Here is a 24,904-nt window from a genome sequence, read left to right as displayed (position 1 = left end):
CGCGAAAACTTTTGAAGTTTGTGACGTCTTATGGTCTGGATCGAAGATATTTCTTTGAAAGAAGACCTGTTTCCATGGAGCTGTGGTGAAGTTGGAGTTCACGCCGGTCTGTCACACCGGAGGTCGCGGGTTCGAGTCCCGTCAGCTCCGCCATTTACAAAGAAGCAACGGGTCTCTCACCCGTAAACGGGTTTACCCTTGCAGAATGGACAGGAAGTATTGCTCGGGCACTTCAGATCTGGCTCGCAGGAAGCTTTTCGAGGCCGAGTCGCCAGTGGAAGCGAGTCCCGTCAGCTCCGCCATTATATTTTCATGTTCTCTGTGATGTTGATACGGCTCGGTAGCTCAGTCGGTAGAGCAGAGGACTGAAAATCCTCGTGTCGGCGGTTCGATTCCGTCCCGAGCCACCATATTGCGAGCCATTAGCTCAGTTGGTAGAGCATCTGACTTTTAATCAGAGGGTCGAAGGTTCGAGTCCTTCATGGCTCACCAGTGTTTACGCGGACGTAGCTCAATTGGTAGAGCGTCGCCTTGCCAAGGCGAAGGTCGCGGGTTCGAGCCCCGTCGTCCGCTCCATTCATATAGTTCGATAGATGACACCACTCGCTGTACAGCCAGTGGTGTTTCCTGCTTTTATCCCAAAATTCACCGTTTGTGTGAAAGACGTTAGCGATCTGGTGAGCGAGAGCGAATCCGGTGAAAGAAAACTTTAAAAGGGTGCATCAGCTTGTGGCGCAAGGGCGCTTCTGGTACGATACATGAAGGTACTGCCCTGTGATGCTGGAGGTTCTATGAAACAAAACAAGAGAATCGAGAAGTCGACAGTCGTACATTTTCAACAAGACGCCCGCTTTTTTGTGGAACGCGGCTTACGTTTTTTACATCGCTATGACTACGAAAAAGCTATTCGCAGCTTCCGCCGTGCAATCGAGCTGGAGCCGAAAAATGCTGAATACCGATGCCATCTGGCGAGTGTTTTGGCCGAAGTCGGCAATTTTGAAGCGTCCAATGACATTTTGTACGATGTGCTGGAAAAGTGCGAACCGAAAATCGTTGAAGTTTATTTTTATATGGCGAACAATTACGCCAACCTGGAAGATTACGAGATGGCGGAAGAGATGGCTATCCGCTATTTGCAGCAACAAAGCGACGGGGCGTACCGAGAGGATGCCGAAGAGCTGCTGGATTATATCTACTTTGAGCTGGACATGCCTCCCCGCCATTTTCTCACAGGCGAGCGCGAGGACGTATACAGCAAGCATGAACGGGCACGGCGCAGTTTGGAAGAAGGCCGCTTTTTGGAAGCGTTGGACATTTTAAAAGAGATCGTCGAAGCCGATCCTTCTTTTATGCCGGCTTGGAACAACCTGTCGCTGGCGTACTATTATATAGGCGATTTTCAACAGGCGATGGCGACGATTGAGGAAACGCTGGAGAGGGAAAACGGAAATCTGCATGCCCTTTGCAACCTGGCAGTACTGTTGTCGCACCACAATCGAGCCAAAGAGCTGGTGTCGCTGATCACGATGCTGAAAAAAGTCGTGCCTTACCATCCGGAGCATGCCTATAAGCTGGCGACGACGATGGGGGTTCTTGGTCAACACGAGGAGGCGTACCACCTCTACTCCAAAATGCTGAAGGCAGGCCGGACTCATGAAGCGTGCACCTACCACTACGCGGCGATTTCCGCGTACATGAGCGGTCACAAAGAGCAAGCCATCCGCTGGTGGCAAAAGGTGAAGCAGCTGGACCCGGATTCGGGAGTAGCCGACCACTACATGGAGATGGTAAAAGCAGAGAAGGACGGGCAGACTAAGCAGGTAATCCCATACCATTACTACCAGCCGCAGCAGGAGGTCTCCTGGGAGAAAGCTCCGGCCTCCGGGGTGGAAGAGCTGAAAAACGATCCGATGATCCGCGCTTCCTTGTTGTGGGCGCTGCAGCACGGACGCGATGAAGTAAAATTTGCTGTGCTGCAAACCCTCGCTCTGATCGGCGATGACGAAGCGGAAGCTGCTGTTCGTCAGTGTTACCATCAGACGGACGACCCCCAGCTCCAAAAACTCGCTCTGCTTGCCTTGGCTGATATGGGAGCAGAGATGCCGACGGCAAAGCCCAAGCGAAAAGCAAAGGAAAAAGCGGCAACCGTTCAGAAAATAGCACGGCCGAAGAACGGGGCGGACAATCAAACAGCAGGAAGCGTAGAAGACTGCATCGAATGTTTTCTTTCCGGGAGCGAGCAAAAGGACATGCGGGACTGGTGTCTCTCTGTCTGGAGACGCTTCTCGCAGTCTGGGCAGCTTCCTGTGCAGGTCCGCAAGGTAGTAGCGTGGGTGGCCGCACTCGAATACTTATACGGTACGGTAGAAAACCAAAAACAAACAAAGTCGCAGGCACAGATAGCGCAAAAATACGAGATTTCCGTCTCAACAGTGGCAAAGTGCGTAAAAGCGCTGCAGACCCTTGATTTGAAATAGATTCTCATTTTATAATAAGTATAAATAAGAAGGATTGCAGATTGAGGAGGCAGTGGATATGAGCGATCAAAAAATTTACGATGTGATCATTGCCGGTGCAGGTCCAGCCGGAATGACCGCCGCTGTATATACCTCCCGCGCAAACATGAGCACGCTCATGCTGGAACGCGGAATCCCAGGTGGACAAATGGCCAATACGGAAGAGATTGAAAACTACCCGGGCTTTGGCTCCATTTTGGGACCTGACTTGTCCACAAAGATGTTCGAGCATGCGCAAAAATTCGGTGCCGAGTATGCCTACGGCGAAATCAAGGAAATCAAGGACGAAGAACCGTATAAACGTGTCATTACCTCCGACAAGGAGTACCTGGCCAAATCGGTGATCGTTGCCACTGGCGCGGAGCATCGCCTGCTCGGCGTTCCGGGAGAAAAAGAACTCTCGGGCCGCGGCGTCTCCTACTGTGCGGTGTGCGACGGGGCGTTTTTCCGCGGCAAGGAGCTGGTCGTAGTCGGCGGCGGAGACTCTGCCGTCGAGGAAGCGGTATTCCTGACCCGCTTTGCTTCCAAGGTCACGATCATTCACCGGCGCGATCAGTTCCGCGCTCAAAAAATCCTGCAAAAGCGGGCATTTGACAATGAAAAGATCGAGGTCATCTGGGATACGGTGGTCAAGGAAATTCGCGGTGACGGGAAAGTCCAAAGCGTGCTCCTGGAAAACCTGAAAACGGGTGAAGAACGCGAGTTTGCGACAGATGGCGCCTTCATCTACGTAGGGATGGACCCGTTGACCGAGAGCGTTCGCAGCCTCGGCATTACCAACGAAGCCGGATACGTCCTGACTGACGACCAGATGCACACAAAAGTAAAAGGCGTCTTCGCGGCGGGGGATGTGCGGGAGAAAACGCTGCGTCAAGTGGTGACAGCCACTGGCGACGGTTCTATCGCCGCTCAATCGGCCCAGCACTACGTAGAAGAGCTGAACGAACGACTGGCTGAGCAAAATGTCACAATCTCTTAACCTGCTTGTAACATGAGTGAAATAATTGGGCGGTAAGATGAAGACAATGAATTGACCCCCTTATCTATACGAACCATTTTGCGTGGCTGCCATAGCCACGCCATTTTTTTTCTGCGGAGCATGCCGAAACGGCCGGAAGCGAAGCTTGTTGCCTCTACGGAAGCGTTACAAGTCTAAAGGGTGCGAAAGTGCCAACCGTTATGGTATGCTAATGTCAGAATCGTAGGAGGCGAGTGGAGTGACAGAAGTGGGAAATGAAAGAGCCGTTAATCTGTTGATCATTACAGGGATGTCTGGTGCGGGTAAAACCGTCGCCGTACAGAGCTTGGAAGATCTGGGGTTCTTTTGCGTCGACAACCTGCCGCCGGTTTTGATCCCCAAGTTTGCGGAGCTGATCAAGCAGTCGGGAGGCAATATTGAGCGCTTCGCCTTGGTGGTCGACCTGCGCGGCCGCGAATTTTTTGTAAGCTTGTCGGGAGCCATCGACAGTTTGAACCAGATGGAGGGGATCTCCTTCCATATTCTCTATCTGGATGCAAATGACCAGACATTGGTGTCCAGGTATAAAGAGACGCGTCGACGCCATCCGCTTTCACCTAACGGTTCACCACTGGAAGGAATCCATGCCGAGCGTCGGCTGCTTCAAGAAATGAAGGGGCGTGCCCATCAGATTATCGATACCAGCCAGATGAAGCCGGCACAATTGCGTGAAAAAATAATTAGCCAGTATACACAGCAAGGCTCATCCTTAACGATTAACATCCTGTCTTTCGGGTTTAAATACGGCACGCCGATTGATGCCGATCTTATGTTTGACGTACGCTTCTTGCCCAATCCGCATTACGTGGAAGAACTGCGGCCCAAAACCGGGTGTGACCGGGAAGTGGCCGAATACGTCATGAATCATAAGGAAACGAAAGAGTTTGTTGATAAACTGACTGACTTTTTGGCCTATACGCTGCCCCATTACCAGCGGGAAGGGAAAAGCCAGCTGGTGATCGGGATCGGCTGCACAGGAGGCAAGCATCGTTCGGTGGCGATCGCGGAGCATTTGGGCGAGATCTTCGGGAAGGACTTCTCGATTCGGGTCAGTCATCGTGACATGGAAAAAAACAAGTAAGCATAGGATGGCAAGAAAGATAAAACGTCATCCTTACTTGAACAGGGCCTTTGTATGTGTATCAGCATATAATGAGGTGACATATGCCGACGAGGAGAATGGGATCGCAGCCAGGCAACCGGCTGCGGATTGTCGTGATCGGCGGAGGAACGGGACTGTCCGTCTTGTTAAGGGGGTTAAAGCATGCGCCGGTTCACATCACCGCGATTGTAACCGTCGCTGACGACGGCGGAAGCTCCGGGAGGCTGCGGGAGGAGTTGGATATGCCGCCTCCCGGAGATATCCGCAATGTATTGACCGCCCTGGCCGATACCGAGCCGCTGATGGAAAAGGTCATGCAGTATCGTTTTTCCACAGGGACCGGATTAGCCGGGCATAATTTGGGAAATCTACTTCTTGCAGCGATGAACGAAATTACCGGAGATTTTGTCACAGCGGTAAAGAAGCTGAGCGATGTCCTGGCTGTCCGCGGGGATGTGCTTCCGGCATCGACACAGTCGCTTCGGCTCATAGCGGAAATGGAAGACGGTTCGATCATCGCGGGCGAATCGCAAATTCCTTTGACAGGCAAGAGGATCAAGCGGGTCTTTTTGGACCCGGAGGACGCTGTGCCATTGAGTGAAGCGCTGCTCGCTATCGAAGATGCAGATGCGATCTTGATCGGCCCTGGCAGCCTGTATACGAGCATTTTGCCGAATCTGCTGGTGAGAGGCTTGTTCGCTGCTGTAAAGAATTCGACAGCTCCGAAAATGTATATTTGCAATGTCATGACCCAGCCAGGCGAAACAGACGGGTTCTCCGCATCCAAGCATGTGGAAGTGCTGTACGATCATGTAGGCGGACCGTTTTTGGATACAGTAATTGTGAACTCTGCTGCCATTCCCGGCAGGACCTTGGAAAAATACGCCGAGAAGGGAGCAGCCCCTGTTGTTTGTGATGTAAAGCGCTTACGCCAGTTGGGACTGCACATCGTGGCAAAACCGCTGGTGGCGTTCGAAGAGGGGTATCTGCGTCATGATGCGAATGCGGTCAGCAAGCAGGTTGTCTCCCTGATCAAGCGGAGGCGCCGGACGCAGAAGAAAGAGAAGGAGTGAGAGACAATGTCATCATTCGCCGCACAGACGAAGAAGGAACTGACGATGCTGGAGGGGCCTGAGTGTTGCAGCCGAGCAGAGCTGGCGGCGCTGATTCGGATGAACGGCAGCCTGCAATTCGGTGCGGGTCGTCTGGTACTGGATGTGACGACGGAAAATGCGGCGATTGCCAGACGGATTTACACGTTGACGAAGAAAATATTCAATATTCATGCCGAACTGCTTGTTCGCAAGAAGATGCGGCTGAAGAAGAACAACGTATACATCGTAAGAATTCCCCACGGGGCCAACGATATATTGCAAGAGCTGAGAATCATGGACGAGAGCCTTTCCTTCGTGCGCGGGATTTCGCAGGACATTGTGAAAAAGTCTTGCTGCCGGGCCGCCTATTTGCGGGGAGCGTTTTTGGCGGGCGGATCGGTAAACCATCCGGAGGCATCCAGCTACCATCTGGAAGTCTTCACCTCGTACCAGGACTTTTGCGAGGCTCTGACCAAAATGGCCAATCGCTACAAGCTGAATGCCAAATGCATTGAACGGAAAAAGGGCTACGTCCTCTATATCAAGGAAGGGGAAAAGATCACGGAGTTTCTCAGCCTGATCGGCGCCCACCAGGCCCTTTTTTACTTTGAGGATGTGCGCATCGTCAAAGACATGCGGAACTCTGTAAACCGTCTGCACAACTGTGAAATCGCCAACATCAACAAGACGGTAAATGCCGCGGCCAGGCAAATGGAGAACATCCAGCTGATCCAGGAGGAAATGGGGCTGGAAAATTTGCCGAAGCGTTTGCGCGAGGTGGCCGAGCTTCGGTTGATACATCCGGATATCAATTTGAAAGAGCTGGGAGAAATGATTCCCAGCGGTGTAGTCAGCAAGTCGGGAATTAATCACCGTCTCCGGAAAATTAACGAAATCGCTGACAAATTACGAGAAAAACGAAATATTTCCGTGTAGAGACATGGTATACTAGACGATAATAAGAGATACTGAGCGAGGAGGTTCCACCCATGGTTCAACAGCAGGTTGTGGTCAAGCTGAAAACCGGTTTGCAGGCCCGCCCTGCGGCATTTTTCGTGCAGGAGGCCAACCGGTTTGCATCAGAAGTATTTGTGGAAAAAGAAAACAAGAAGGTAAACGCGAAGAGCATCATGGGAATTATGAGCCTCGCTATCAGTTCGGGAACGGAAATTACGATATCGGCAGAGGGCCCTGATGCGTCGCAAGCTGTTACCAGCCTGACCAATCTGGTGAGCAAGGAAGAATAGCTTTGACGGAAAAGACACTTTCTTTCAGGAAGGTGTCTTTTTTATATCGTGAACGCTTGCATGTTTCCATTCGGAACAGGGCATTGCTAACCTGTGTAAGATCGTCCAGATAAAGGGGGGAGCAGGGTGAGCACCGAACGCGATACGTATACCGAAGGTCGGGACAATTACGACATGGACATCGACAGGATGGTAAACGAAGGGCTTGGCGGGGGACAGGTAACCGATCAGAACGGCCTGATCGAAGAGACCACGACCGAAACGATGGCAGGAGACAGCACAGCTCGTGATGGTCGATGAACGAAAAGGGAGGAACGAGCATGGATGTAAATCGCGCACAGGAAATTATCCGCTCTGCGAGCAAGATCGAAGTCCAGTACCAGGGACAGCCGGTATGGATCGACGGAGTTGACGAGAAGACCTCGCAGGCCCGGGTCCATACAGAGGGAAATCCGGCGGAAAGCAAAACGGTGGACGTCGGTCAACTGGTGGAAAAATAGGCGGATACAGAAAAAACCGGGCCGTGTCAGAAGGATTTCCTGACAACGGCTCGGTTTTTTTATGAGAAAGCAAAAGGGCAGGGGCACTGTCCCTACACCTTTAGCAGATGCAGTACATTTTCACGGGGTGATCCAGACGTGCAAATCAAATTCGCTGTTCCAGGTTCAATCGTTTGTTCAGAACATACATGACTGGAGCCCCAATCAGCATAACGACAAACTCGCCAAGCGCAGTGGTCAGCCATGTAAAGTAAAAGGGCAGGCCGAACGCCAAATTCAGCTCAATCGCGATCAAAAACATCGTAATGGTGAAAACGATCGTGTTGAACATCATGCGGGCCCAGATGCCTTTTATAAAGCGCATCGATACAATGGCGACGAGCAAAGCGAGCACGGATTGGCCCACGCCGAATATCAGATCGTACGCAACCATGGGCGAAAAAAACAGATTCGTAAAAAAGACGCCGAGGACAATTCCGTACATGTACTTTTTGTTGAAAACAACGAGATGATTAAACATTTCGGAAACGCGGAATTGTACATTGGTAAAACCAAACGGCTGAATAAGCATCGAGACGGCAATGTACAGAGCCGCCAGGATCCCGTTGACTACAAGCGTTTTCACTTTCATATTCAATTAGCTCCTTAGTTTTTTATCGTGGGATGGTTTCGAACCACGTGAGCATAAAGATACCCAAGTCACTATACTAGCGCTTTATCCCAAGCGAAGTCAACCGAGAAATGCCGCCAGCGTGCTTTGGCTGATCGCTTCGGCAAAAAAGAAAACCCGCCATTTCTGGCAGGGTCGCGTGAATCAGTCGAAGCCGAATTATTTTTTCGCTGATGCCTCAGTCGAGATGACCTTGTCGATCAGGCCGTATTCCATCGCGTCCTGGGCGGAGAGGAAATTGTCGCGATCCGTATCCTTTTGGATGCGCTCCAGCGGTTGACCGGTACGCTCGGACAGGATCTGGTTCAGATGCTCGCGCATTCTCAAAATACGTTTTGCCGCGATCTCGATATCGCTGGCTTGACCTTGGGCGCCGCCGAGCGGTTGGTGAATCATGACCTCGCTGTTTGGCAGGGCATAGCGTTTTCCTTTTGTACCCGCCGCCAGCAAGAAGGCCCCCATGGATGCAGCCATCCCGATGCAAATCGTTGACACGTCCGGTTTGATAAACTGCATCGTATCGTAAATCGCCATACCGGCGGTGATGGAACCGCCCGGACTGTTGATGTACAGGGAAATGTCTTTATCCGGATCTTCCGCCTGCAAAAACAGCATTTGCGCTACGACAATATTGGCTACCGTATCATTGATGGGAGTACCGAGAAAGATAATGCGATCCTTCAGCAGACGGGAATAAATATCGTAAGCACGCTCTCCGCGGTTGGTCTGTTCAATAACGGTTGGAATCAAATTCATGTGCATTCAGTCTTCCTCCTCTCTTTGTAAGAATATCATACACAAAAGGTCAATAAAGGTCAAACAGATAACTGCAAGCCTCTTTCACCATAATTTCCAAAAAACGAGCGGCTAAACATGATCAGGCGTGGAAAGTTTTATTGGCTTGATGGACCGAACCGACCAACGCTCCAAAAAACGCAATCCAGACAGGAAGCGCAAGCAGCCAGCCGAACAGGGGAATGATCAGCAAGCATTGCAGCGCCACTACTCCGAGCAGTTCGGCCAAGAAGGGGGAAACCTTCCACTGAAAGCGTTCCGCCAATCGGATGCCGATCCAGGAACCGACGAATACTTTTGCCGTCCAGGTCAGGATCAGGTGCGTCAGCATCAGGGTGATCGAGACAGGGATCCCCACGACCGTAATCAACAGCAGCAGCGACAAGACAGGGACGCCCAGGACCAGACAAGTGCCCCAAGCGACGATCGAGCCTTTTCGCTGGTCCAACTGCCGGTAGACACAGGTTAAACCGGCCGGGAACAAGAAGCGAATCGCCAGCCAGAGCAGCAGCGTGCTCGACAGAGAAGAGAGGCCGAGCAAAATCGGTATATAGGAAAAGCCGTCGTCCGATTCCTCTGCCGGTTCTAAAGTGAAGCGTTCTTCTCCTTTGAACGTCACCCCAGGGCTAATGACGGCGCGCTGGGGGCTTGTATATACCAGATCGCCGCCGATCACGGCTGGCGCGTCGATATGCATCGTCCGGCTGTACATCAGGGAAATGCCTTCTCCGATGCTCCCCGTAATCCTCACATTGTCGACGCGGCCGTTTGCTTCCCGCGCAATTTTGCCGTTCAAATCCACATTGGTGGTAAACGTAAGCAGGTTTTTGCCGATACTGCCGTCACGGTCCAGGATCAGGACGTGCGACATGTTGGTAACGCTTCCACCCACCTTCCCGTTTACGAACAGGGTGTCCGTCAAAGTACGGATGTCGCCGTCTATTTCACCGGAGACGATGGTGGTCGTGGCAAACACGAGAAGATCCCCTGTGATTCGCCCTTTGATCTGCACATTTTCGCCAATTACGTACAAATCGCCGTCGACAACCCCCTCGACTATGACCTTGGGGGAGCTGACAACCATGTCGCCGCGATGAACAGTATCTGCCGGCAGGTGGTAGCTCTCGATAATGATTCCGGTAAACGCATAAGCGGTGGAGGTGACGATTAGCAAGCTTACAAACAAAATCAACCCAATCAGCTTTTTCCTCAACTCAATCCACCTCCCGTTTCGATAGTCGTGAGGGCGGGAGAGGCGAAAAACGGATATTCAGGATAAACAGCAGCCCGATCAGCAAGAAAAACGGCAGGGGAAGCGCCATGACATACGATCCTGGCACATGGAAAAATTCCCGGGCGCTGCCGTTCAGCCATAGGGCCGAGCTCCAGAAAAGATGGCTTTTCCACGATGTCCAGGCCGGCGATACCCATTCAAGCCAGATTCGCTGCCAAAACATCATGTAACAAGCGGCGACAGCCAGAATGCTTCCGCACAGCAGGATCATGCGCCACAGAAAGCGGCGGCGATTTCGCTTGTGCAGCATCGCGATCCCGTGAATTTGCGCGGAGGTCATCTCGTACAGCTCAAAAGACAAAGGAGGGAGGTCGTCGGAGAAAAAGCGGTCCGCCACTAGTCGCTTCTCCGCCATCATCCGCTCAAGCGAACTGCCGCAGTGGTGACAACCGGAAACGTGTTTTTGGACGGAATCCGCTTCTTCTTCAGAAAGTTCACCGTCACTGTACATCATCAAAGTAAACTCATCAATATGCGGCATCGGACATTCTCCTTTCCTCCCTGTGTTTATCCAGCTGCTCCTTCAGCAGTTTTCGCGCTCGGAACAAGCGGGTTCCGACCGTATTTTTACTCATGCCGACAATGCTTCCTATTTCATCGTAACTCATTTCCTGCACAAATCGGAGGGTTAAAATCAAACGATCGGTTTCGTGCAGGCAATCCATCAAGGCCGTCAATTCGGAATAGCTCTCTTTTTCCAGCAAAAACAGTTCCGGACTTTTCACAAGCTCGGAGGGGCGCTTGTGCACATGCTGATGCAGCTGCTCATCCTCAAGCGCTATTTCCCGCTTCTTTCGCAAAAAGTCGATACAGGCATTGGAGGCGATGCGATACAGCCACGAATGAAAGGGCAGGGCGGGGTCGTACTTATGCAAATTTTGCGCTACTTTTAGCCAAATTTCGTTGTGCAGGTCCTCGGCGTCGTGGTAGCCGGAGACCAGTCTTCGAATGATGCTCATGACACGGGGGGTAAATAAATTGACAAGTGCAGGAAACGCCCGTGACTGACCTTTGAGAAACTGCTGCGCAAGCCGGACGGCTTCTTGATTTGCCCGGGCCAACTCTTGCTCCATGTTGCATCCCCTCCTCCCCGTACTAGAATACGAAAAGCCGGCAGGAAAAATTTCACTGCCGCTTGCCCGTTTCTTTGACGTTTGAGAGAACGGGAAGTTGTGGAAAAAAGGGGAGGGAGTGGTTTACTTGTTTTCTTTGCTCTTGGCGTCTGCTGCCTCTGCCGCCGTATCTTCGTCCTCGTGCAGTTCCACAGCCAGACGCAGCGCCGCTTTCATTTTCTTTCCTTTAATAATGGTGTATTCCTCCACCTGCAGCGATTGGAGGCGGTTGATCGCCTCGGCCAGCTCCTGTTGGTCGTCGTAAGGCTGTATCGTCAGCAGGCATTCTTCATCGCTCGCTTCCTGATATATGAGGTAAAACCGGTCGGATGGCATCTCGAAATTCCTCCTCATCCACATTATCCACAGAATTATCAACAGGTTGTGCACAAAAACATTTGTTCGTGGAATAGACAAGAGGTTATCCACTGTTTTCTGCTGCTCCCGATAGTTTTGGCATGTTTCCGCCAACCTGTGGCAGGGAATTGGTTCCAGTGCCGCCGTTTTAACCAAGCGCATAACTCCCTGAAAAGAAAGATGGGCTGGCCCCGAATATAGCCAGGAAATTTTTTTTTGTCGAAACAAGCTCCAAGATGTCAGAGGAAAAATGATGTCTGTCGCCCTGGAAAGCAATGGAGGCAGCCGAAAAGCCGCGTTGGGACTAAGGTCCTTTATCGGGTATCAATATTTTTGATGAAAGATATAAGCTAAATCAATTTTGCCTATCTTTTTTTATGTTGCAAATTTTCATATTTATTTTACAATGGGAGAAGGTGACTCATTGTTTGTCCGTAAAGTAAAAGGGGGATCTTTCGTATGAAAAAACAGAAAACTATGGCTTTTCTTGCAACTGTAGTGGCGCTCGGAACAGCTCTTGCAGGCTGTGGCGGAGGAAATGCCGGCGGCGGAGGCGGACAACAGGCTTCTCCGCAACCTGGCGGCGACAGCGGCTCTTCCAATGGAGGCAGCAGCGGCAACCTGCAAAAGATCGTATTCGCAACAGTAGGACCGATGTCCGGTCAGTACTCCGACTACGGAAGCACGGCAAAGGCGGGTGCCGAGTACGCTCTGAAGCAAAATCAGGAGAAGTTTAAAGCGCTGGGCTTCGATGTTCAGATGCTGACACAGGATGACCAGGCCGATCCGAAGCAAGGCGTGGCCGTCGCGCAAATGCTGATTTCCAATCAGGACGTGCTCGGGGTTGTCGGCCACGTGACGACCGGCGCTTCGATTACGGCATCGGCGCAATACGAGCAAGAAAAGTTGGTCATGGTTTCTCCGTCCTCGACAGGCTCCAACCTGACTGACGAGGGCAAAAAGGTTGTTCACCGCATCTGCGCCCGCGACGACCAGCAAGGCTCCAGAGCCGCGATCTACGCGAAAAACCAGCTGGGTGTGAAAACCGCTTATATCGTTCACGACAAACAAGCCTACGGCCAAGGTCTGGCTGATGAAGTGAAAAAGCAGTTCGAGAAGGACGGCGTGACCATCGCAGGCTACGAAGGCATCACCGCCGGCGAGAAGGACTACAGCGCTGTAGTCAACCAAATCGTCGCGGCGAATCCTGAAATGATCTACTTCGGCGGTTACTATTCCGATGCCGGTATCCTGATCAAGCAAGCTCGCGAAAAAGGCTACAAAGGCGTCTTCATGGGCGGAGACGGCTACGACTCCGCCGACCTGGTGAAAATCGCGGGCACCGAAAACGCGAACAACGTAATCTTTACTTCTACTGTAGGCGACCTTTCCGCAACGGAAGAGGGCAAAAAGTGGATCGCCGACTTTGAATCCCAAACAGGCAACAAGGTAGGGATCTTCACCTCCTTTGGCTACGACTCCATGAACGTGATGCTGCACGGTCTGGAAGAAGCGATCAAGGCGAACAACGGACAAAAGCCGACTCGCGAGCAGCTCCTGGATGCCGTACACAAAACAAAGGATTTCCAAGGCCAGTTCGTAAAAGTGACGTTTAACGATAAAGGCGACAACGAATTTGCGTCCGTCTACGTGTACAAATACGAGAACGGTCAAAAGGTATACGTAGGGGAAGCGAAGTAACGACTGATGGGGAAGCGCCGGACAGGACATACTACGGTTGATTGCGACTACCTTTGAAAGGGGCAATCCTCATGTCCAACAACCGCAGCACCCAGTACGGAAACAACCAGGGACACAGCAGCAAAACGCAGACGTCCCAAAAGCAAAAGTCCGAAAAGGACAAAAACCTGAACAAACAGGATCCCCAGTAATCGGGTCTTGGATCGGGTCCATAAGGAAACGCCCTGGAGAGGAGCAATCTCCAGGGCGTTTTTTTAGCGGATGCGCTGCTTGCTGGGGAGACGCTTTTCCGGATGGCCGTAGCCATTGTGCTCCTTGTTCTCCTGTGCATGGGCCTGCGCTTCGCGAACTTTGCCGACGAACTCTTTTGTGCTCATCTTGGTAAAATCCATGCCGCACCTCCCAAATTTGGCATCGCACTTTCTTACTATGGCCTAGTTAAACCGACGCTAATCGTTTTACATGGGGCCTACATTGAAATGGAACCTTTGGACGGTCATGCCGCCGTAGAAAACATCTACGGTGTAGTAGCCTGTATGCGACGCAATCACTCTTCCGCGGGAGTCGATGCTGATCCCGCCGGGTGTCGACTCGTAGGAGATTAAGCTTGTGTAGCCGGGGCTGGTGGGGAGACCGTCGTAAATGGGGTTTTGATAAAGATCCAGGTTTACGTAAACATCAAGATTGTTTGCCAGGTCGACTACAGCTTGCGAGGGCGCGTTCAATGCTTCGGCACTGGCAACGGCTTGTCCTACCAGGAGCAATGGAATTGCAAGCAAACTCGACTTGATTAGATTCAATTTCTTCATCACGGCTCACTCCCTTGTTTTGAATGTCCTAATAATAGCACAAATTCCATTTATTTCAAGTTGCTTCTTTGTTAAAAAAAATAAAGCTTCTCACAACAATCTTGCGAGAGGTACAAAATCCTTCGAGACGCCATTGGGAATAGGCGTTGGAAAAAATATCGGCGGCTTCAAAGCGGCTTGTCCTGCAATCGATATGTAACCGCTGCATAAAGAAAAGCCGCTCCCCGATTGAATGGGAACGGCTTGTTTACGTTGGTTGGGCCCGATGCGATCAGTACTTTGCCAGGCCTATCACATCGTATATCAAAGCGTAAAAATGGTATGGTACGCCCGAGAGGAGTCGAACCTCCGCACGCGGTTCCGGAGACCGCTGCTCTATCCACTGAGCTACGGGCGCATAATGTGACAAATTCAATTATAAAAGATCAGGCAGACAGATGCAAATGAAAAATGAAAAATGGAAGTTATTGCGTCAAGGGGAGAGGAATGAAGAAAGCGGACGGGGCAGTATAGGAAACGATCTTACCCGATACTGCCCGTCTGCTGCTGATCGCAAAGTTGCAAACAAGGATGTTTTGACTTGTCCGCACCAAAGAGCTATTGCTTAGGCAGGGCCAAGTTAGATACCTTCGACTAGCTTCACCAGTTCATCGAGCATCAGCTTGGCGGAAAGAATGCCGCCTGATGTATTCCAGATGGCATCGCTCACTTCATGCACCTTGTTTTGCTTGGCTACGCTCAGATTTTGCCAGAGCGGGTCCTTCATCCATTCTTCGGCTGTTTTCTTTCCTTTGACCTCGCCGGCATGATCTTCCCAGACGAAGTAGAAGAGGATGTCTCCGTCCATTTCGGGGATTCTTTCCTTGGTCACATCATCCGCCAGTTTGTCTTTCTGCTGCGATTCCGGACGGTTGAATCCGAGCTGATCAAGCAATTCTCCAGAGAAAGAGTTTTTGTAGTAAATGCGGGCGCCTTCGGGCAGGAAGCGGACCATGGAGACTTTCATCGAAGTTTTGTCGCCCAGTTTCTGTTTCGCGCTGGCAATGCTTTTGTCAAACTCGTCCAGCAGTTTCTGGCCGTCTTCTTTTTTGCCCAACGCTTCGGCATAGAGAGAGAAGTTGGTCTTCCAATTGCCGGAGAAGGTCTCGGAAAAGACGGTGGGGGCAATGCTTGCAAGCTGTTGGTACACCTTTTCCTGGCGCACCTTGCTGCCGATGATCAGATCAGGCTTGAGGCTGGAAATAAGCTCGATGTTGGGCTGCACCTCATCGCCAACGACAGTAACTCCGTCCATTTGCGCCTTGATATGATCATACCAGGGTTCTCCCATCCAGGATTTGACTGCTCCGATCGGTTTGACACCAAGAGCGAGCAAGGCTTCCGTCCCTTCATTGGTCAGTACGACGACGCGTTCCGGTGTGCCCTTTATCTCCGTTTCGCCCATCGCGTGTTTTATTTTTCGCACGTCGCTGTTTGCTTCAGCCGAAGGAGCCGGGGCTGTCGCACTGGCCTGGGAATCTCCGGCAGCTTTGTTTTGCCCGCTGCTATTGCTGGCGGTATTATTGCCGCAGCCTGTCGCGATGAAAAGGACTGACAGGATGACAGATAGCAAAAAAATGGACGATCTTTTGTTGATTTTGAACATGGTGGCCTCCTGAAATAAAGAAATGAACGAGTCAAGGAAATCAGTTGGTTTCAAAGTGTTTGACGATTTCGTCCAGCAGCAGATTGGCGGAGAGAATGCCGCCGCCCGTATTCCAAATCACTTCATTCACTTGAAAAGCTTTGTTGTTCTTGGCGACGTTCAGATTTTGGTAGAGCGGGTCTTTCATCCACTCGTCCTTAAATTTGGCTGCTGCCTTCTCGGCGTCGTAGTCAGATACCCAGTAGAAGAGCACATCTCCGTCCATGTCTTCCATACGTTCCTTTGAGATCACTTCCATGAATTTATCCTGGTCCTGTGCAGCCGGACGGGCAAACCCAAGCTGATTGAAGAGAACACCGGCAAACGTATCTTTCATGTACAGACGAACTTTTCCGGGCAGGAAGCGAACTAAAGACACTTTGGTTTTCGTTTTGTCACCCAGTTTGACTTTGGCTTCCTCGACTCTTTTGTCAAAGTCGGCCAGAAGCTTTTCGCCCTCAGCCTTTTTGTTGACGGCTTCAGCGTAGAGAGCAAAGTTGATTTTCCAGTTGCCGACCAAATCTTCGCTAAAAACGGTGGGGGCAATTCCGGTTAGCTGGGAGAATACTTTTTCATGACGTGTCTTGTTTCCGATGATCAGGTCGGGCTTGAGGCTGACGATCAGCTCAATATTGGGCTGGCTTTCCTCGCCAAGCTCCACGACACCTTCCATCTTGTCTTTGATGTGATCAGTCCAGGGATTTCCGAGAACGGACTGGACAGCTCCCACTGGCTTTACACCCAGGGCGAGCAAAGCTTCGGTACCTTCTCCGGTGAGGATGACGACACGCTGCGGGGTTCCTTTGATCTCTGCTTCACCCATCGCGTGTTTTACTTTTCTGACATCATGATTTGCATCCGTCGAAGGAGCAGAAGCTGGCTGTTCAGATGGTGTCGCCTGATTGGACCCGGACGGAGCGGGGGTTGACGCTGTATTCTGGCTGCCACAGCCCGTGACGATCAGCATCAGGGAGAGGATGACAGTCAGGATAAGCGCAGAGTAGCGTTGCTTGCGTAAAAACATGAGTAGGTTCCTCCTTCAACATCAATAGGGGGTGAATTCGCCAACCCGCAATATTGAGATTGATTATCATTATTTCTTTCAATCTTTCAATAATGTAATATCTGGAAATGTCTCTGTCAACGATTTTGTGATAATAAAAATCAATCTCATTGACGTGATGCCCTAGTCAGATTACAATAGAACCAATTTACGGAAAGAAAGGAAGGGGACATGTGCGTTCTCTTTTGACCGGCCGCCTTCAAAAATGGGCTGTTCTGTTAGCAGGCCTGGTACTTTTGGTGCTTGCGATGATAGCGAGCGTTTTGTTCGGGCTGCAGCATTTTCGGCTATCCACGGCCGTGGAAGCATATACCGCATTTTCGGGCAGCAATGAACATTTGATCATTGCCAATACGCGCGTCCCCCGTTCTGTCACGGCAGCGGTCGCTGGCAGCAGTCTTGCCGTAGCCGGGGTTTTGCTGCAGGCGCTCACGAGAAATCCGCTGGCATCTCCATCATTGATCGGAGTAAATGCAGGGGCTGCTTTTTCGATCGTGCTGATGCTGTATCTGTTCGGCTCGGTCTTTACGTTTACGCAGATGATGTGGGTAGGTTTTATCGGAGCGGGAGTGACCGCTTGCATCGTTTATCTGCTTGGTTCGGCTGGGCGAGGGGGGATGACGCCGATCAAGCTGATCCTCGCCGGATCGGCTGTGGCCGCTTTCGCTTCCTCGCTCACCTCTTTGTTCATGCTGATCGACAATAAGGCGCTGGAAGAAGCGCTGTACTGGCTGGTCGGATCTGTGTCCGGCCGCGATCTGAAGCATGCCGCAATGATCGTTCCTTACCTCGCCTGCGGCTGGGTGCTTGCCTGGATGCTCGCGGGTCCGCTCAATTTGATGGTGATGGGCGATGATGTCGCAAAAGGCCTCGGGCAAAATACGCTCTGGGTAAAAGCAGGCGTGATTCTGGTCGTCGTTCTCCTGGCTGGCGGGAGTGTGGCTCTAGCCGGTCCGATTGGCTTTGTCGGCATCATCATTCCGCATGTGTGCCGTTTTCTCGTAGGGATTGATCATCGCTGGCTGATTCCTTACAGTGCTGTGCTGGGTGCCGTTTTTTTGGTGCTTGCCGACCTTTTGTCACGCTTTTTGCTGATGCCGCAAGAAGTGCCGGTCGGCGTGGCGACGGCAGCGATCGGGGTGCCGTTTGTTGTAGCGCTGGTCAGGAGGAGGGCGTATGAATAAATACATTGTTTTCCGCAGTCAAAAACCGTTGTCTTCTTTTCACATGGACAAACGGGCCTTGGCCGTCATCCTTGTGCTGTTCCTGGTGCTGGCGCTCGGGATCGTGCTCAGCATCGGCATAGGTAGTGTGCACATCTCTGTCCCGGATGTGCTTCGTTCGTTGGTGGGGATGGGAGAGAGCGCGCATCAGATCGTGGTGCTCAATCTCCGTTTGCCCCGCATCGTGGCCGCGGTAATAGTCGGGGCGGCGCTTGCCGTATCGGGAGCCATCCTCCAGGCGCTTGTTCGCAATCCGCTTGCTTCCCCCGACCTGATCGGCACGACGACCGGGGCTACCGCCGCAGCCGTGGCATTTATTTCGTTTACCAACGGAGCGTTCAGCATCCACTGGCTGCCGCTGGTCGCGCTGGTCGGCGGCTTCTTTTCCGCTTCGCTTACCTACATGGCTGCATGGAGGCGCGGCATTTCACCATTGCGGATGGCATTGATCGGCGTCTCCATCTCCTCGGCCATGTCCGCGCTGACCGTCTTTTTCATGATCGCCGGTCCCCTGCATCTGGCAAATCAGGCGCTGGGCTGGATGACCGGAACGATATACGGGACATCGTGGGAGCATGTTTTTGTCCTGCTTCCCTGGGTTTCAGGCTTTCTCTTGCTCACCTTCCTGCAGATCAGGTATTTGAACATTCAGGAGCTTGGGGACGATATGGCCAAAGGAGCAGGCGTAAACGTGGAGAAAAAGCGGCTTACCCTGATCGCCATCAGTGTAGCTTTGGCCAGCGCTGCAGTCGGCATCGCGGGAGGAATCAGCTTTGTCGGACTGATGGCACCGCACATGGCCCGAAAGCTGGTGGGCACGGGGTATGGAAGTCTTTTGCCGGCATCGGCCATTTTGGGCGGAATGTTTGTCCTCCTGGCTGACTTGATAGCGCGGACGCTTTTTGTGCCCTTGGACATCCCCGCAGGCGTGTTTACGGCGACGATTGGCGCTCCTTTTTTCATGTACCTGCTGTATAAAAGCCGCAATCGATGAGCATTCCCTTCTGCTGCCCGAATGCTGCGAGCTGGGGTTTTCAATTGAAGGACGGCGGTTCCTGTCACAGGAGCCGCTTTTTTCTTTTTTCGCAAGTATTCAGATATTGGCAGGAAAATTGCATGAAAAAGAGAATATAATGAAAAAAGACGAAAAAACCGCAATCATTGACTGCATGAAAAAGGGGGGGGCGGACGTAAATGAACATGGGGCTTGGGCTTTATCAAGAACAAACGTTGAAGCTTGTCATGACGCCGGAACTGAGACAAGCGATTACCATTTTGCAATACTCGGCGGTCGATCTTGTTTCGTATTTGCAGGAGCAGGCCAACGAAAATCCCGTGTTCGAGTTGCAGGAAGCAGTAGTTGAGGTGGCGCCGGCCAAAATGGAGAAGCAATTGCCGGAGATTGACTGGAAGGAAATTGTAGGAAACCGGGCAACGGGCGAATATTCTGCGGGAAAAAATGAAAGCACTTACAATCCGCTTGATTTCGTTCATCAGGGCACGGTTACCTTGTATGAGCATTTGGAGAGACAGCTCGGATATATCAAGAGCTTTACACAGCCGCAGCGGAGAATGGCGCAATTTTTGATCGGAAATCTGGACGAAAAGGGGTACCTGGAAATATCCCTGGAGGAAGCCGCTGAGCGATTGGGCGCAGACCCCAACGAAATGGAGGACGTCTTGACGGTCCTGCAGCATTTCGATCCCGCAGGGGTTGCAGCGAGGAGCCTGGAAGAATGCCTGTTGCTGCAACTGAGACATCAGGGGCAAGACGACGACCATATCGTTCAGGTGGTATCCGAGCACCTGCAGGATCTGGCCGACTGCCGATACCAGCGCATTGCTGACAGGGTGGGCTGTACGGTGCAGGAGGTTCAGGCTGTGGCCGATCTCCTGCGGACGCTGAACCCACGCCCGGGCGCTGCCTTTTCCCAAGCGGAGACGCGCTATGTGATCCCCGATGTCGCCGTAGAAAAGGTCGGCGACGAATATTTGGTTCTGGTCAACGACGTGGCTACGCCCCGTTTGAAAATCAACAGCTTTTACGAAAAAATGCTGAGCCAGCAAAAGAGTCAGGACGAAGCGAAGCAGTTTATCCACGAAAAACTGAACGCCGCGATGTGGCTCGCCAAAAGTTTGGAGCAGCGGCGCCTGACCTTGATGCGGGTGACGCAAGCCATCGTCGAGATGCAGCGGGATTTTTTTGATCATGGCGTTCATTATTTGAAGCCGATGACGCAAAAGGAAATCGCCGAGCGGGTAGGGCTGCACGAATCGACGATCAGCCGGGCGACAAGCAACAAATACGTGCAGACGCCGCGGGGAATTTTCGAGCTGAAATACTTTTTTACCTCGGCGCTTTCCACAGCGAGCGGGGAAGCGACTTCTTCAGAAAGCGTCAAACGCAGGATCAAGGCGCTGATCGAGCAGGAAGACCGGAAGCAGCCGCTGTCCGATCAGAAGCTTGCTGAGATGCTGCTGCAGGAGGGAATTGAAATCTCCCGCCGTACAGTGGCAAAGTATCGCGAGGAGATGCTGATCCCATCCTCAGCCAAACGAAAGAGGTTCTAATAGATCCGATGAGTACCAAGCCATTTCAAATCGTACTGTACGGTCGCCCCGGATGCCATCTTTGCGACCAGGTGGAGCAGTTGCTGCTTCTGTTGCAGGAGGAGTTTCCGCTGGAGCTGCGGCTTGTCAATATTGAGCAAGACCCCGCGCTGCATGAGCGGTACATGTTTGTCATTCCCGTAGTGGAGATCGACGGCGAGGAAGTGTTTCCGTCGGTGACGCATGTGGTTACTATGGAGGAGCTGCGTGGTGAGCTGGCGAAGCGCGCGGCCCGAAAAAACGGGGATGCGTGAAGAGGAAAAATAGATAGGCGAGGCAGAAAGAAGAGGACAGAACGGCGAGGCAGAAAGGCAAGGCAGTAGAAGAGGCAGAACGTCGATGCGGAAAGCCGAGGAATCGCCGCGCTTCTGTCCCCGGTCCTCAAGCGTTCCTGAGTGCAGCAGCCGAGAGTCGAACATTATAATATAGTGTCTTTAAAATCCCTCTGCAATTTCAGCGGAGGGATCTTGCATGTTATTTACATTTGTGCTACATTCGAAGATAAGTTGACGTTTATTTTTTTGTTCTGAGCGGGACCGAAAATGTATGTATAGGGACAAAAAATGTCCCGGAAAGAAAAACGTTGGCAAAAAGGACGTACAGATGATGCGGCGATTTATCGACATGCAACAAAAACTGCTGCCTGACCTGATCGAGGTCATGCGCGGCCGCTACATGCTGCTGCGCTCTGTTTACCACCTGCAGCCGATCGGGAGAAGGGCTTTGGCCCAGGCGATACAAAGCACCGAGCGGATCCTCCGGGCCGAAGTCGAGCTGTTGAAGGAAACCGGTCTTTTGCACGTGACCGCGGCAGGCATGAGCCTCAGCGAAGAAGGCCAGCGCGTATTGGAAGAGATGGAGCCTCTGATGGGCGATCTGTTCGGACTGACCGAGCTGGCCGAGCGCCTGCAGCATAGGCTCGGCATCCCGCACGTGATCGTGGTGCAGGGAAACGCCGACCACTCTCCCTGGGTAAAGGAAGAGCTGGGGCGGGTCGGCGCCCGGATGCTGAAGCAGTACATCCGCGAAGGGGACATCGTGGCCGTGACGGGGGGAACCTCGATTGCGAGCGTAGCTCATCACCTCTCGCCGGCGCCGTCTTTTCGCGGCGTGCAGTTCGTCCCGGCGCGCGGCGGTCTGGGCGAGCGCGTAGAGCTGCAAGCAAATACGCTCGCTTCAGCCATGGCGGCCAAGACAGGCAGCTCGTACCGGCTGCTCCACGTCCCTGACCGGCTTCACCCTGATGCCTTGCAAACGCTGATGAAGGAGCCGCAGGTACAGGATGTACTCTCGCTTTTGCAGCATTCAAGGATTGTGATTCACGGGATCGGCGATGCGCTCGCGATGGCGAAGCGCCGCAACTACTCGGAAGCCGAGCTGGAGGAGCTGAAGGAAGCGGGGGCGGTATCGGAGGCGTTCGGCTACTACTTTAATGCAGCCGGGGAAACCGTGCACCGGATGCCGACCATCGGACTGCAGCTAGAAGACGTGAAGCGGGCCGAAACCGTTCTCTCCATCGCCGGTGGGGAAAGCAAGGCAAAAGCGATTCTTTCCTTTGCCAGACAGTCGTGCCAGAATGTACTTATTACGGATGAAGGAGCCGCACGTGCGATTTTGTCCGAACGACTGTAACGCAAAGGAAGTGCGCTTGATGAAAATCCTGACGGTACTGCCCGTCGTCTCGCTGATTGTCGGCATTGCGCTGAGTTTGACATTCGGTTTTCCGCTGTTTCTGGGGATTGTTTTCGCAATCTTGGTCACACTGGTTAGTGTAAAACGTCTTGGATATTCCTGGAGGGAGCAGTGGGCATTTGGCCGGGAGGGAGTTTTGCAGACCAAGCCGGTCCTGACCATCCTGTTTCTGGTGGGCCTGCTCATCCCGTTTCTGATGATGGGCGGCACCATCCCGGCGATCATTTACTACGGCCTGTCTGTAGTCGATGTGCGGTACATGCTGAGCCTTGCTTTTTTGCTCGCGGCCGGGACCAGCTATCTCTTGGGCACCTCGGTCGGCACATTGAGCACGGTCGGACTGGCGCTGATGGGTATCTCGCACACGGCGGGCATTTCTCCCGCGATGACAGCGGGCGCTCTGATCAGCGGAGCGATGGTGGGAGAGCGGTTTTCTCCGATTTCCAGCAGTCGGCTCCTCATCCTCAGCACCCTTGGCGTGACGGAAGACGAGGATCGCAAAAGCAGTCGGCCTGCCTTGCTGGCGGTCGCGATCGCCGCGCTGATGTTTCTTGGCCTTGACGTCTTTCGGCAAGAGGCGGGCGAGACCGGGATGATCGAGCAGTATCAAGGACTTCTGCGGCAGTTCTTTTCCATCGGCTGGCTCCCGCTCGTGCCGCTGCTTGTGCTGATCGGAGCCTTCGCGTTCCGGGTGAAGGCGATCCGGGCGCTGCTGTACGGCCTCGTCGCCGCGGTTGTGCTGGTCATCGCCACTGTGCCGCTGCAGTTTGCGGAGATGGGACGCTCGATCCTCTACGGCTACGAGCTGCACAGCGGCACAACGCTGGACCAGCTCGTGCACGGCGGGGGAATGATCTCCATCCTGGAAGTGCTCGTGCTGATCACGCTGGCCGGCTTTTTGAACGGAATCCTGAACAGGGCAAACCTGCTGGCGCCGCTGGTGGAAAAAATGATCGGGAAGACGCAAAACACCGTCGTCCTGGCGGGCAAGGCGGTGCTTTTGTCCCTGCTGGTCGTGATCATCAGCTGCAACCAGACGATCCCGATCCTGGTGATGGGCTCGACACTGCTGCCGCGGTTTAGCCGGATGGACAAAGGAAGCGTGTTTTTGGGACGAACGATGCTTGACTCGACGCTGGTCATGCCTGTGCTGATTCCGTGGAACGGCCTCGCGATGGTCATGTCGGTGACGCTCGGTATCCCCACTTTAGATATATTGCCTTATTTATTCTTCTCGTTTGTTTTGCCTGTACTGACGATAGCAGCTGCCCGAACCTTTCAGGCGCCGGGCAGTCTCCAACCACACAAAAATGCGATATAGAGAGCAGGAGGTATTTTTTATGGTAAAAGTAGGGATCAACGGATTTGGACGTATCGGCCGCAATGTATTTCGCGCAGCGCTGAACAACCCGAACGTGGAAATCGTGGCGGTCAATGACCTGACAGACGCCGCTACGCTGGCTCACCTTTTGAAATACGATTCCGTGCACGGCGTGCTTCCGGTTGAAGTCGAAGCGCATGAAAATACACTGATCGTAGACGGCAGGGAAATCAAGGTTCTGGCGGAACGCGACCCGGCCGCTTTGAAATGGGCGGATTACGGCGTAGAGATCGTCGTTGAGTCCACCGGCCGTTTCACCAAGCGCGAGGACGCTGCGAAACATCTGGAGGGCGGCGCGAAAAAAGTCATCATTTCCGCACCGGCCACAGGCGAAGACATCACGATCGTCATGGGTGTAAACGAAGACAAATACGATGCGGAGAAGCACACCGTCATCTCCAACGCCTCCTGCACGACCAACTGTCTGGCTCCGTTTGCCAAAGTGCTGCATGAGAAGTTCGGCATCGTGCGCGGTCTGATGACCACCGTTCACTCCTATACGAACGACCAGCAAATCCTCGACCTGCCTCACAAAGACCTGCGCCGCGCCCGTGCAGCGGCGGAAAATATCATCCCAACGTCTACTGGAGCGGCAAAAGCGGTTGCCTTGGTGCTTCCTGAGCTGAAGGGCAAGCTGAACGGCTTTGCGATGCGCGTGCCGACGCCAAACGTCTCTGTCGTGGACCTGGTAGTCGAGCTGAAGCAAGACGTAACCGTAGAAGACGTAAACGGCGTACTGAAGGAAGCCGCTGAAGGACCGCTGAAAGGCATTCTCGGCTATTCCGAAAAACCGCTCGTCTCTTCCGACTACAACGGCAACCCGGATTCCTCCACAATCGACGCGCTCTCTACGATGGTCCTCGAAGGCAACATGGTGAAAGTGGTCTCCTGGTACGACAACGAGTGGGGCTATTCCAACCGCGTCGTAGACCTGTGCCATTTTGTTGCGCAGCGTGGCTTGTAACACGTAAAATAGAACTGTTGTAAAAAAGGGAGAGCAGCCTCTCCCTTTTCCCATATGGGGATGTTAACATTT

At 52.7% G+C, this 24,904-nt stretch carries 26 protein-coding genes, 5 tRNA genes and 1 riboswitch; of the genes, 20 read left to right on the top strand and 11 right to left on the bottom strand.

Going from position 1 to position 24,904, the window contains the following annotated elements; genetic code table 11:
• Positions 1-76 precede the first annotated feature (76 nt).
• The 12 genes from Q3F21_RS22795 (at position 77) to Q3F21_RS22740 (ending at position 7,477) form a co-directional block, all read left to right on the top strand.
• Positions 77-153, top strand: a tRNA-Asp gene (locus Q3F21_RS22795).
• A 181-nt stretch (positions 154-334) separates the two neighbouring features.
• A tRNA-Phe gene (locus Q3F21_RS22790) sits at positions 335-410 on the top strand.
• A 6-nt stretch (positions 411-416) separates the two neighbouring features.
• Positions 417-492 (top strand) — tRNA-Lys (locus Q3F21_RS22785).
• Between the two features lie 8 nt (positions 493-500).
• Positions 501-576 (top strand) — tRNA-Gly (locus Q3F21_RS22780).
• Between the two features lie 215 nt (positions 577-791).
• Positions 792-2,477, top strand: coding sequence for a tetratricopeptide repeat protein (locus Q3F21_RS22775; protein WP_340258167.1), 1,686 nt, complete (start codon positions 792-794; stop codon positions 2,475-2,477).
• 58 nt (positions 2,478-2,535) lie between these two features.
• Positions 2,536-3,495, top strand: coding sequence for a thioredoxin-disulfide reductase (trxB, locus tag Q3F21_RS22770; RefSeq protein ID WP_340258165.1), 960 nt, complete (start codon positions 2,536-2,538; stop codon positions 3,493-3,495).
• Between the two features lie 238 nt (positions 3,496-3,733).
• Positions 3,734-4,615 (top strand): RNase adapter RapZ, encoded by an 882-nt coding sequence (rapZ, locus tag Q3F21_RS22765; protein ID WP_340258163.1) that lies wholly within the window; start codon positions 3,734-3,736, stop codon positions 4,613-4,615.
• Positions 4,616-4,698: 83 nt separating this feature from the next.
• On the top strand, positions 4,699-5,709 hold the full coding sequence (locus Q3F21_RS22760) for a uridine diphosphate-N-acetylglucosamine-binding protein YvcK (protein WP_340258161.1): 1,011 nt from the start codon (positions 4,699-4,701) through the stop codon (positions 5,707-5,709).
• A 6-nt stretch (positions 5,710-5,715) separates the two neighbouring features.
• Positions 5,716-6,666, top strand: coding sequence for a DNA-binding protein WhiA (gene whiA / locus Q3F21_RS22755; protein ID WP_340258159.1), 951 nt, complete (start codon positions 5,716-5,718; stop codon positions 6,664-6,666).
• Between the two features lie 53 nt (positions 6,667-6,719).
• A complete protein-coding gene (locus tag Q3F21_RS22750) occupies positions 6,720-6,977 on the top strand; it encodes an HPr family phosphocarrier protein (RefSeq protein WP_003392520.1) in 258 nt (85 codons plus the stop codon).
• Positions 6,978-7,103: 126 nt separating this feature from the next.
• Positions 7,104-7,277 (top strand): hypothetical protein, encoded by a 174-nt coding sequence (locus tag Q3F21_RS22745; protein ID WP_340258175.1) that lies wholly within the window; start codon positions 7,104-7,106, stop codon positions 7,275-7,277.
• Positions 7,278-7,297: 20 nt separating this feature from the next.
• A complete protein-coding gene (locus tag Q3F21_RS22740; RefSeq protein WP_340258157.1) occupies positions 7,298-7,477 on the top strand; it encodes an H-type small acid-soluble spore protein in 180 nt (59 codons plus the stop codon).
• A 145-nt stretch (positions 7,478-7,622) separates the two neighbouring features.
• Here Q3F21_RS22740 and Q3F21_RS22735 read toward each other — a convergent pair whose 3' ends face one another.
• The 6 genes from Q3F21_RS22735 to Q3F21_RS22710 form a co-directional block, all read right to left on the bottom strand.
• On the bottom strand, positions 7,623-8,108 hold the full coding sequence (locus tag Q3F21_RS22735) for a QueT transporter family protein (RefSeq protein ID WP_340258155.1): 486 nt from the start codon (positions 8,106-8,108) through the stop codon (positions 7,623-7,625).
• A gap of 8 nt (positions 8,109-8,116) precedes the next feature.
• Positions 8,117-8,161: riboswitch (PreQ1 riboswitch) on the bottom strand.
• Positions 8,162-8,306: 145 nt separating this feature from the next.
• Positions 8,307-8,903, bottom strand: coding sequence for an ATP-dependent Clp endopeptidase proteolytic subunit ClpP (gene clpP / locus Q3F21_RS22730; RefSeq protein WP_340258173.1), 597 nt, complete (start codon positions 8,901-8,903; stop codon positions 8,307-8,309).
• Between the two features lie 121 nt (positions 8,904-9,024).
• Positions 9,025-10,155: a hypothetical protein gene (locus Q3F21_RS22725; RefSeq protein WP_340258153.1), complete on the bottom strand. Its 1,131-nt coding sequence runs from the start codon at positions 10,153-10,155 to the stop codon at positions 9,025-9,027.
• A 1-nt stretch (position 10,156) separates the two neighbouring features.
• Entirely contained in the window at positions 10,157-10,717 is a 561-nt protein-coding gene (locus Q3F21_RS22720; RefSeq protein WP_340258151.1) for an anti-sigma factor family protein, read from the bottom strand.
• Positions 10,704-11,309: an RNA polymerase sigma factor gene (locus Q3F21_RS22715; protein ID WP_340258149.1), complete on the bottom strand. Its 606-nt coding sequence runs from the start codon at positions 11,307-11,309 to the stop codon at positions 10,704-10,706. Before Q3F21_RS22715 ends, Q3F21_RS22720 begins: the two co-directional genes overlap by 14 nt.
• A gap of 123 nt (positions 11,310-11,432) precedes the next feature.
• Entirely contained in the window at positions 11,433-11,684 is a 252-nt protein-coding gene (locus Q3F21_RS22710) for a hypothetical protein (RefSeq protein WP_340258147.1), read from the bottom strand.
• Positions 11,685-12,164: 480 nt separating this feature from the next.
• Here Q3F21_RS22710 and Q3F21_RS22705 point away from each other — a divergent pair, with 480 nt between their 5' ends.
• Positions 12,165-13,406 (top strand): branched-chain amino acid ABC transporter substrate-binding protein, encoded by a 1,242-nt coding sequence (locus Q3F21_RS22705; RefSeq protein ID WP_340258145.1) that lies wholly within the window; start codon positions 12,165-12,167, stop codon positions 13,404-13,406.
• A 254-nt stretch (positions 13,407-13,660) separates the two neighbouring features.
• On the opposite strand, the gene Q3F21_RS22700 is transcribed toward Q3F21_RS22705, so the two are convergent.
• The 5 genes from Q3F21_RS22700 to Q3F21_RS22680 all read right to left on the bottom strand — a co-directional run bounded on the left by Q3F21_RS22700 (position 13,661) and on the right by Q3F21_RS22680 (position 16,923).
• Positions 13,661-13,798: a DUF4023 domain-containing protein gene (locus tag Q3F21_RS22700; RefSeq protein ID WP_340258143.1), complete on the bottom strand. Its 138-nt coding sequence runs from the start codon at positions 13,796-13,798 to the stop codon at positions 13,661-13,663.
• A 66-nt stretch (positions 13,799-13,864) separates the two neighbouring features.
• Entirely contained in the window at positions 13,865-14,215 is a 351-nt protein-coding gene (locus Q3F21_RS22695; protein ID WP_340258141.1) for a hypothetical protein, read from the bottom strand.
• A 322-nt stretch (positions 14,216-14,537) separates the two neighbouring features.
• Positions 14,538-14,612, bottom strand: a tRNA-Arg gene (locus Q3F21_RS22690).
• A 222-nt stretch (positions 14,613-14,834) separates the two neighbouring features.
• Positions 14,835-15,860 (bottom strand): ABC transporter substrate-binding protein, encoded by a 1,026-nt coding sequence (locus tag Q3F21_RS22685; RefSeq protein ID WP_340258139.1) that lies wholly within the window; start codon positions 15,858-15,860, stop codon positions 14,835-14,837.
• A gap of 40 nt (positions 15,861-15,900) precedes the next feature.
• Complete coding sequence (locus tag Q3F21_RS22680; protein ID WP_340258137.1) at positions 15,901-16,923, bottom strand: ABC transporter substrate-binding protein; 1,023 nt, start codon at positions 16,921-16,923, stop codon at positions 15,901-15,903.
• A 212-nt stretch (positions 16,924-17,135) separates the two neighbouring features.
• Between Q3F21_RS22680 and Q3F21_RS22675 the strand changes: the two genes are divergently transcribed.
• The 7 genes from Q3F21_RS22675 (at position 17,136) to gap (ending at position 24,832) form a co-directional block, all read left to right on the top strand.
• Positions 17,136-18,146 carry a FecCD family ABC transporter permease gene (locus Q3F21_RS22675; RefSeq protein WP_340258135.1) on the top strand — a complete coding sequence of 337 codons (1,011 nt, stop codon included), beginning with the start codon at positions 17,136-17,138 and terminating at the stop codon, positions 18,144-18,146.
• Positions 18,139-19,179 (top strand): FecCD family ABC transporter permease, encoded by a 1,041-nt coding sequence (locus Q3F21_RS22670; RefSeq protein ID WP_340258133.1) that lies wholly within the window; start codon positions 18,139-18,141, stop codon positions 19,177-19,179. The genes Q3F21_RS22675 and Q3F21_RS22670 overlap by 8 nt, the downstream gene beginning before the upstream one ends.
• Positions 19,180-19,379: 200 nt before the next feature.
• The gene (rpoN, locus tag Q3F21_RS22665) at positions 19,380-20,756 is read left to right on the top strand and encodes an RNA polymerase factor sigma-54 (RefSeq protein ID WP_340258131.1); all 1,377 of its coding nucleotides are present in this window, start codon (positions 19,380-19,382) and stop codon (positions 20,754-20,756) included.
• Positions 20,757-20,764: 8 nt separating this feature from the next.
• On the top strand, positions 20,765-21,049 hold the full coding sequence (locus tag Q3F21_RS22660; protein WP_340258129.1) for a glutaredoxin family protein: 285 nt from the start codon (positions 20,765-20,767) through the stop codon (positions 21,047-21,049).
• 352 nt (positions 21,050-21,401) lie between these two features.
• Entirely contained in the window at positions 21,402-22,427 is a 1,026-nt protein-coding gene (locus Q3F21_RS22655; protein ID WP_340258171.1) for a sugar-binding transcriptional regulator, read from the top strand.
• Between the two features lie 19 nt (positions 22,428-22,446).
• On the top strand, positions 22,447-23,808 hold the full coding sequence (locus Q3F21_RS22650) for a Na+/H+ antiporter NhaC family protein (RefSeq protein ID WP_340258127.1): 1,362 nt from the start codon (positions 22,447-22,449) through the stop codon (positions 23,806-23,808).
• A gap of 19 nt (positions 23,809-23,827) precedes the next feature.
• Positions 23,828-24,832, top strand: coding sequence for a type I glyceraldehyde-3-phosphate dehydrogenase (gene gap / locus Q3F21_RS22645; RefSeq protein WP_340258125.1), 1,005 nt, complete (start codon positions 23,828-23,830; stop codon positions 24,830-24,832).
• The last annotated feature ends 72 nt before the right edge of the window (positions 24,833-24,904 follow it).

Source organism: Brevibacillus borstelensis (assembly GCF_037834415.1).
Taxonomy (GTDB): Bacteria; Bacillota; Bacilli; order Brevibacillales; family Brevibacillaceae; genus Brevibacillus; species Brevibacillus borstelensis_A.
The sequence above is the reverse complement of the archived record's forward strand: the minus strand, read 5'-3'. Positions and strand labels throughout refer to the sequence as shown.

Excerpts from the sequence above, each read along its gene's own strand:
- Q3F21_RS22660 (WP_340258129.1), top strand. The coding sequence starts at position 20,765 with ATGAGTACCAAGCCATTTCAAATCGTACTGTACGGTCGCCCCGGATGC.
- Q3F21_RS22760 (WP_340258161.1), top strand. The coding sequence starts at position 4,699 with ATGCCGACGAGGAGAATGGGATCGCAGCCAGGCAACCGGCTGCGGATT.
- Q3F21_RS22705 (WP_340258145.1), top strand. The coding sequence starts at position 12,165 with ATGAAAAAACAGAAAACTATGGCTTTTCTTGCAACTGTAGTGGCGCTC.
- Q3F21_RS22670 (WP_340258133.1), top strand. The coding sequence starts at position 18,139 with ATGAATAAATACATTGTTTTCCGCAGTCAAAAACCGTTGTCTTCTTTT.
- rpoN (WP_340258131.1), top strand. The coding sequence starts at position 19,380 with ATGAACATGGGGCTTGGGCTTTATCAAGAACAAACGTTGAAGCTTGTC.
- Q3F21_RS22695 (WP_340258141.1), bottom strand. The coding sequence starts at position 14,215 with ATGAAGAAATTGAATCTAATCAAGTCGAGTTTGCTTGCAATTCCATTG.
- Q3F21_RS22735 (WP_340258155.1), bottom strand. The coding sequence starts at position 8,108 with ATGAAAGTGAAAACGCTTGTAGTCAACGGGATCCTGGCGGCTCTGTAC.
- Q3F21_RS22715 (WP_340258149.1), bottom strand. The coding sequence starts at position 11,309 with ATGGAGCAAGAGTTGGCCCGGGCAAATCAAGAAGCCGTCCGGCTTGCG.
- Q3F21_RS22775 (WP_340258167.1), top strand. The coding sequence starts at position 792 with ATGAAACAAAACAAGAGAATCGAGAAGTCGACAGTCGTACATTTTCAA.
- Q3F21_RS22650 (WP_340258127.1), top strand. The coding sequence starts at position 22,447 with ATGAAAATCCTGACGGTACTGCCCGTCGTCTCGCTGATTGTCGGCATT.
- Q3F21_RS22680 (WP_340258137.1), bottom strand. The coding sequence starts at position 16,923 with ATGTTTTTACGCAAGCAACGCTACTCTGCGCTTATCCTGACTGTCATC.
- Q3F21_RS22740 (WP_340258157.1), top strand. The coding sequence starts at position 7,298 with ATGGATGTAAATCGCGCACAGGAAATTATCCGCTCTGCGAGCAAGATC.
- Q3F21_RS22655 (WP_340258171.1), top strand. The coding sequence starts at position 21,402 with ATGCGGCGATTTATCGACATGCAACAAAAACTGCTGCCTGACCTGATC.
- Q3F21_RS22750 (WP_003392520.1), top strand. The coding sequence starts at position 6,720 with ATGGTTCAACAGCAGGTTGTGGTCAAGCTGAAAACCGGTTTGCAGGCC.
- Q3F21_RS22685 (WP_340258139.1), bottom strand. The coding sequence starts at position 15,860 with ATGTTCAAAATCAACAAAAGATCGTCCATTTTTTTGCTATCTGTCATC.
- trxB (WP_340258165.1), top strand. The coding sequence starts at position 2,536 with ATGAGCGATCAAAAAATTTACGATGTGATCATTGCCGGTGCAGGTCCA.
- clpP (WP_340258173.1), bottom strand. The coding sequence starts at position 8,903 with ATGAATTTGATTCCAACCGTTATTGAACAGACCAACCGCGGAGAGCGT.
- Q3F21_RS22710 (WP_340258147.1), bottom strand. The coding sequence starts at position 11,684 with ATGCCATCCGACCGGTTTTACCTCATATATCAGGAAGCGAGCGATGAA.
- Q3F21_RS22720 (WP_340258151.1), bottom strand. The coding sequence starts at position 10,717 with ATGCCGCATATTGATGAGTTTACTTTGATGATGTACAGTGACGGTGAA.
- gap (WP_340258125.1), top strand. The coding sequence starts at position 23,828 with ATGGTAAAAGTAGGGATCAACGGATTTGGACGTATCGGCCGCAATGTA.
- Q3F21_RS22700 (WP_340258143.1), bottom strand. The coding sequence starts at position 13,798 with ATGGATTTTACCAAGATGAGCACAAAAGAGTTCGTCGGCAAAGTTCGC.
- whiA (WP_340258159.1), top strand. The coding sequence starts at position 5,716 with ATGTCATCATTCGCCGCACAGACGAAGAAGGAACTGACGATGCTGGAG.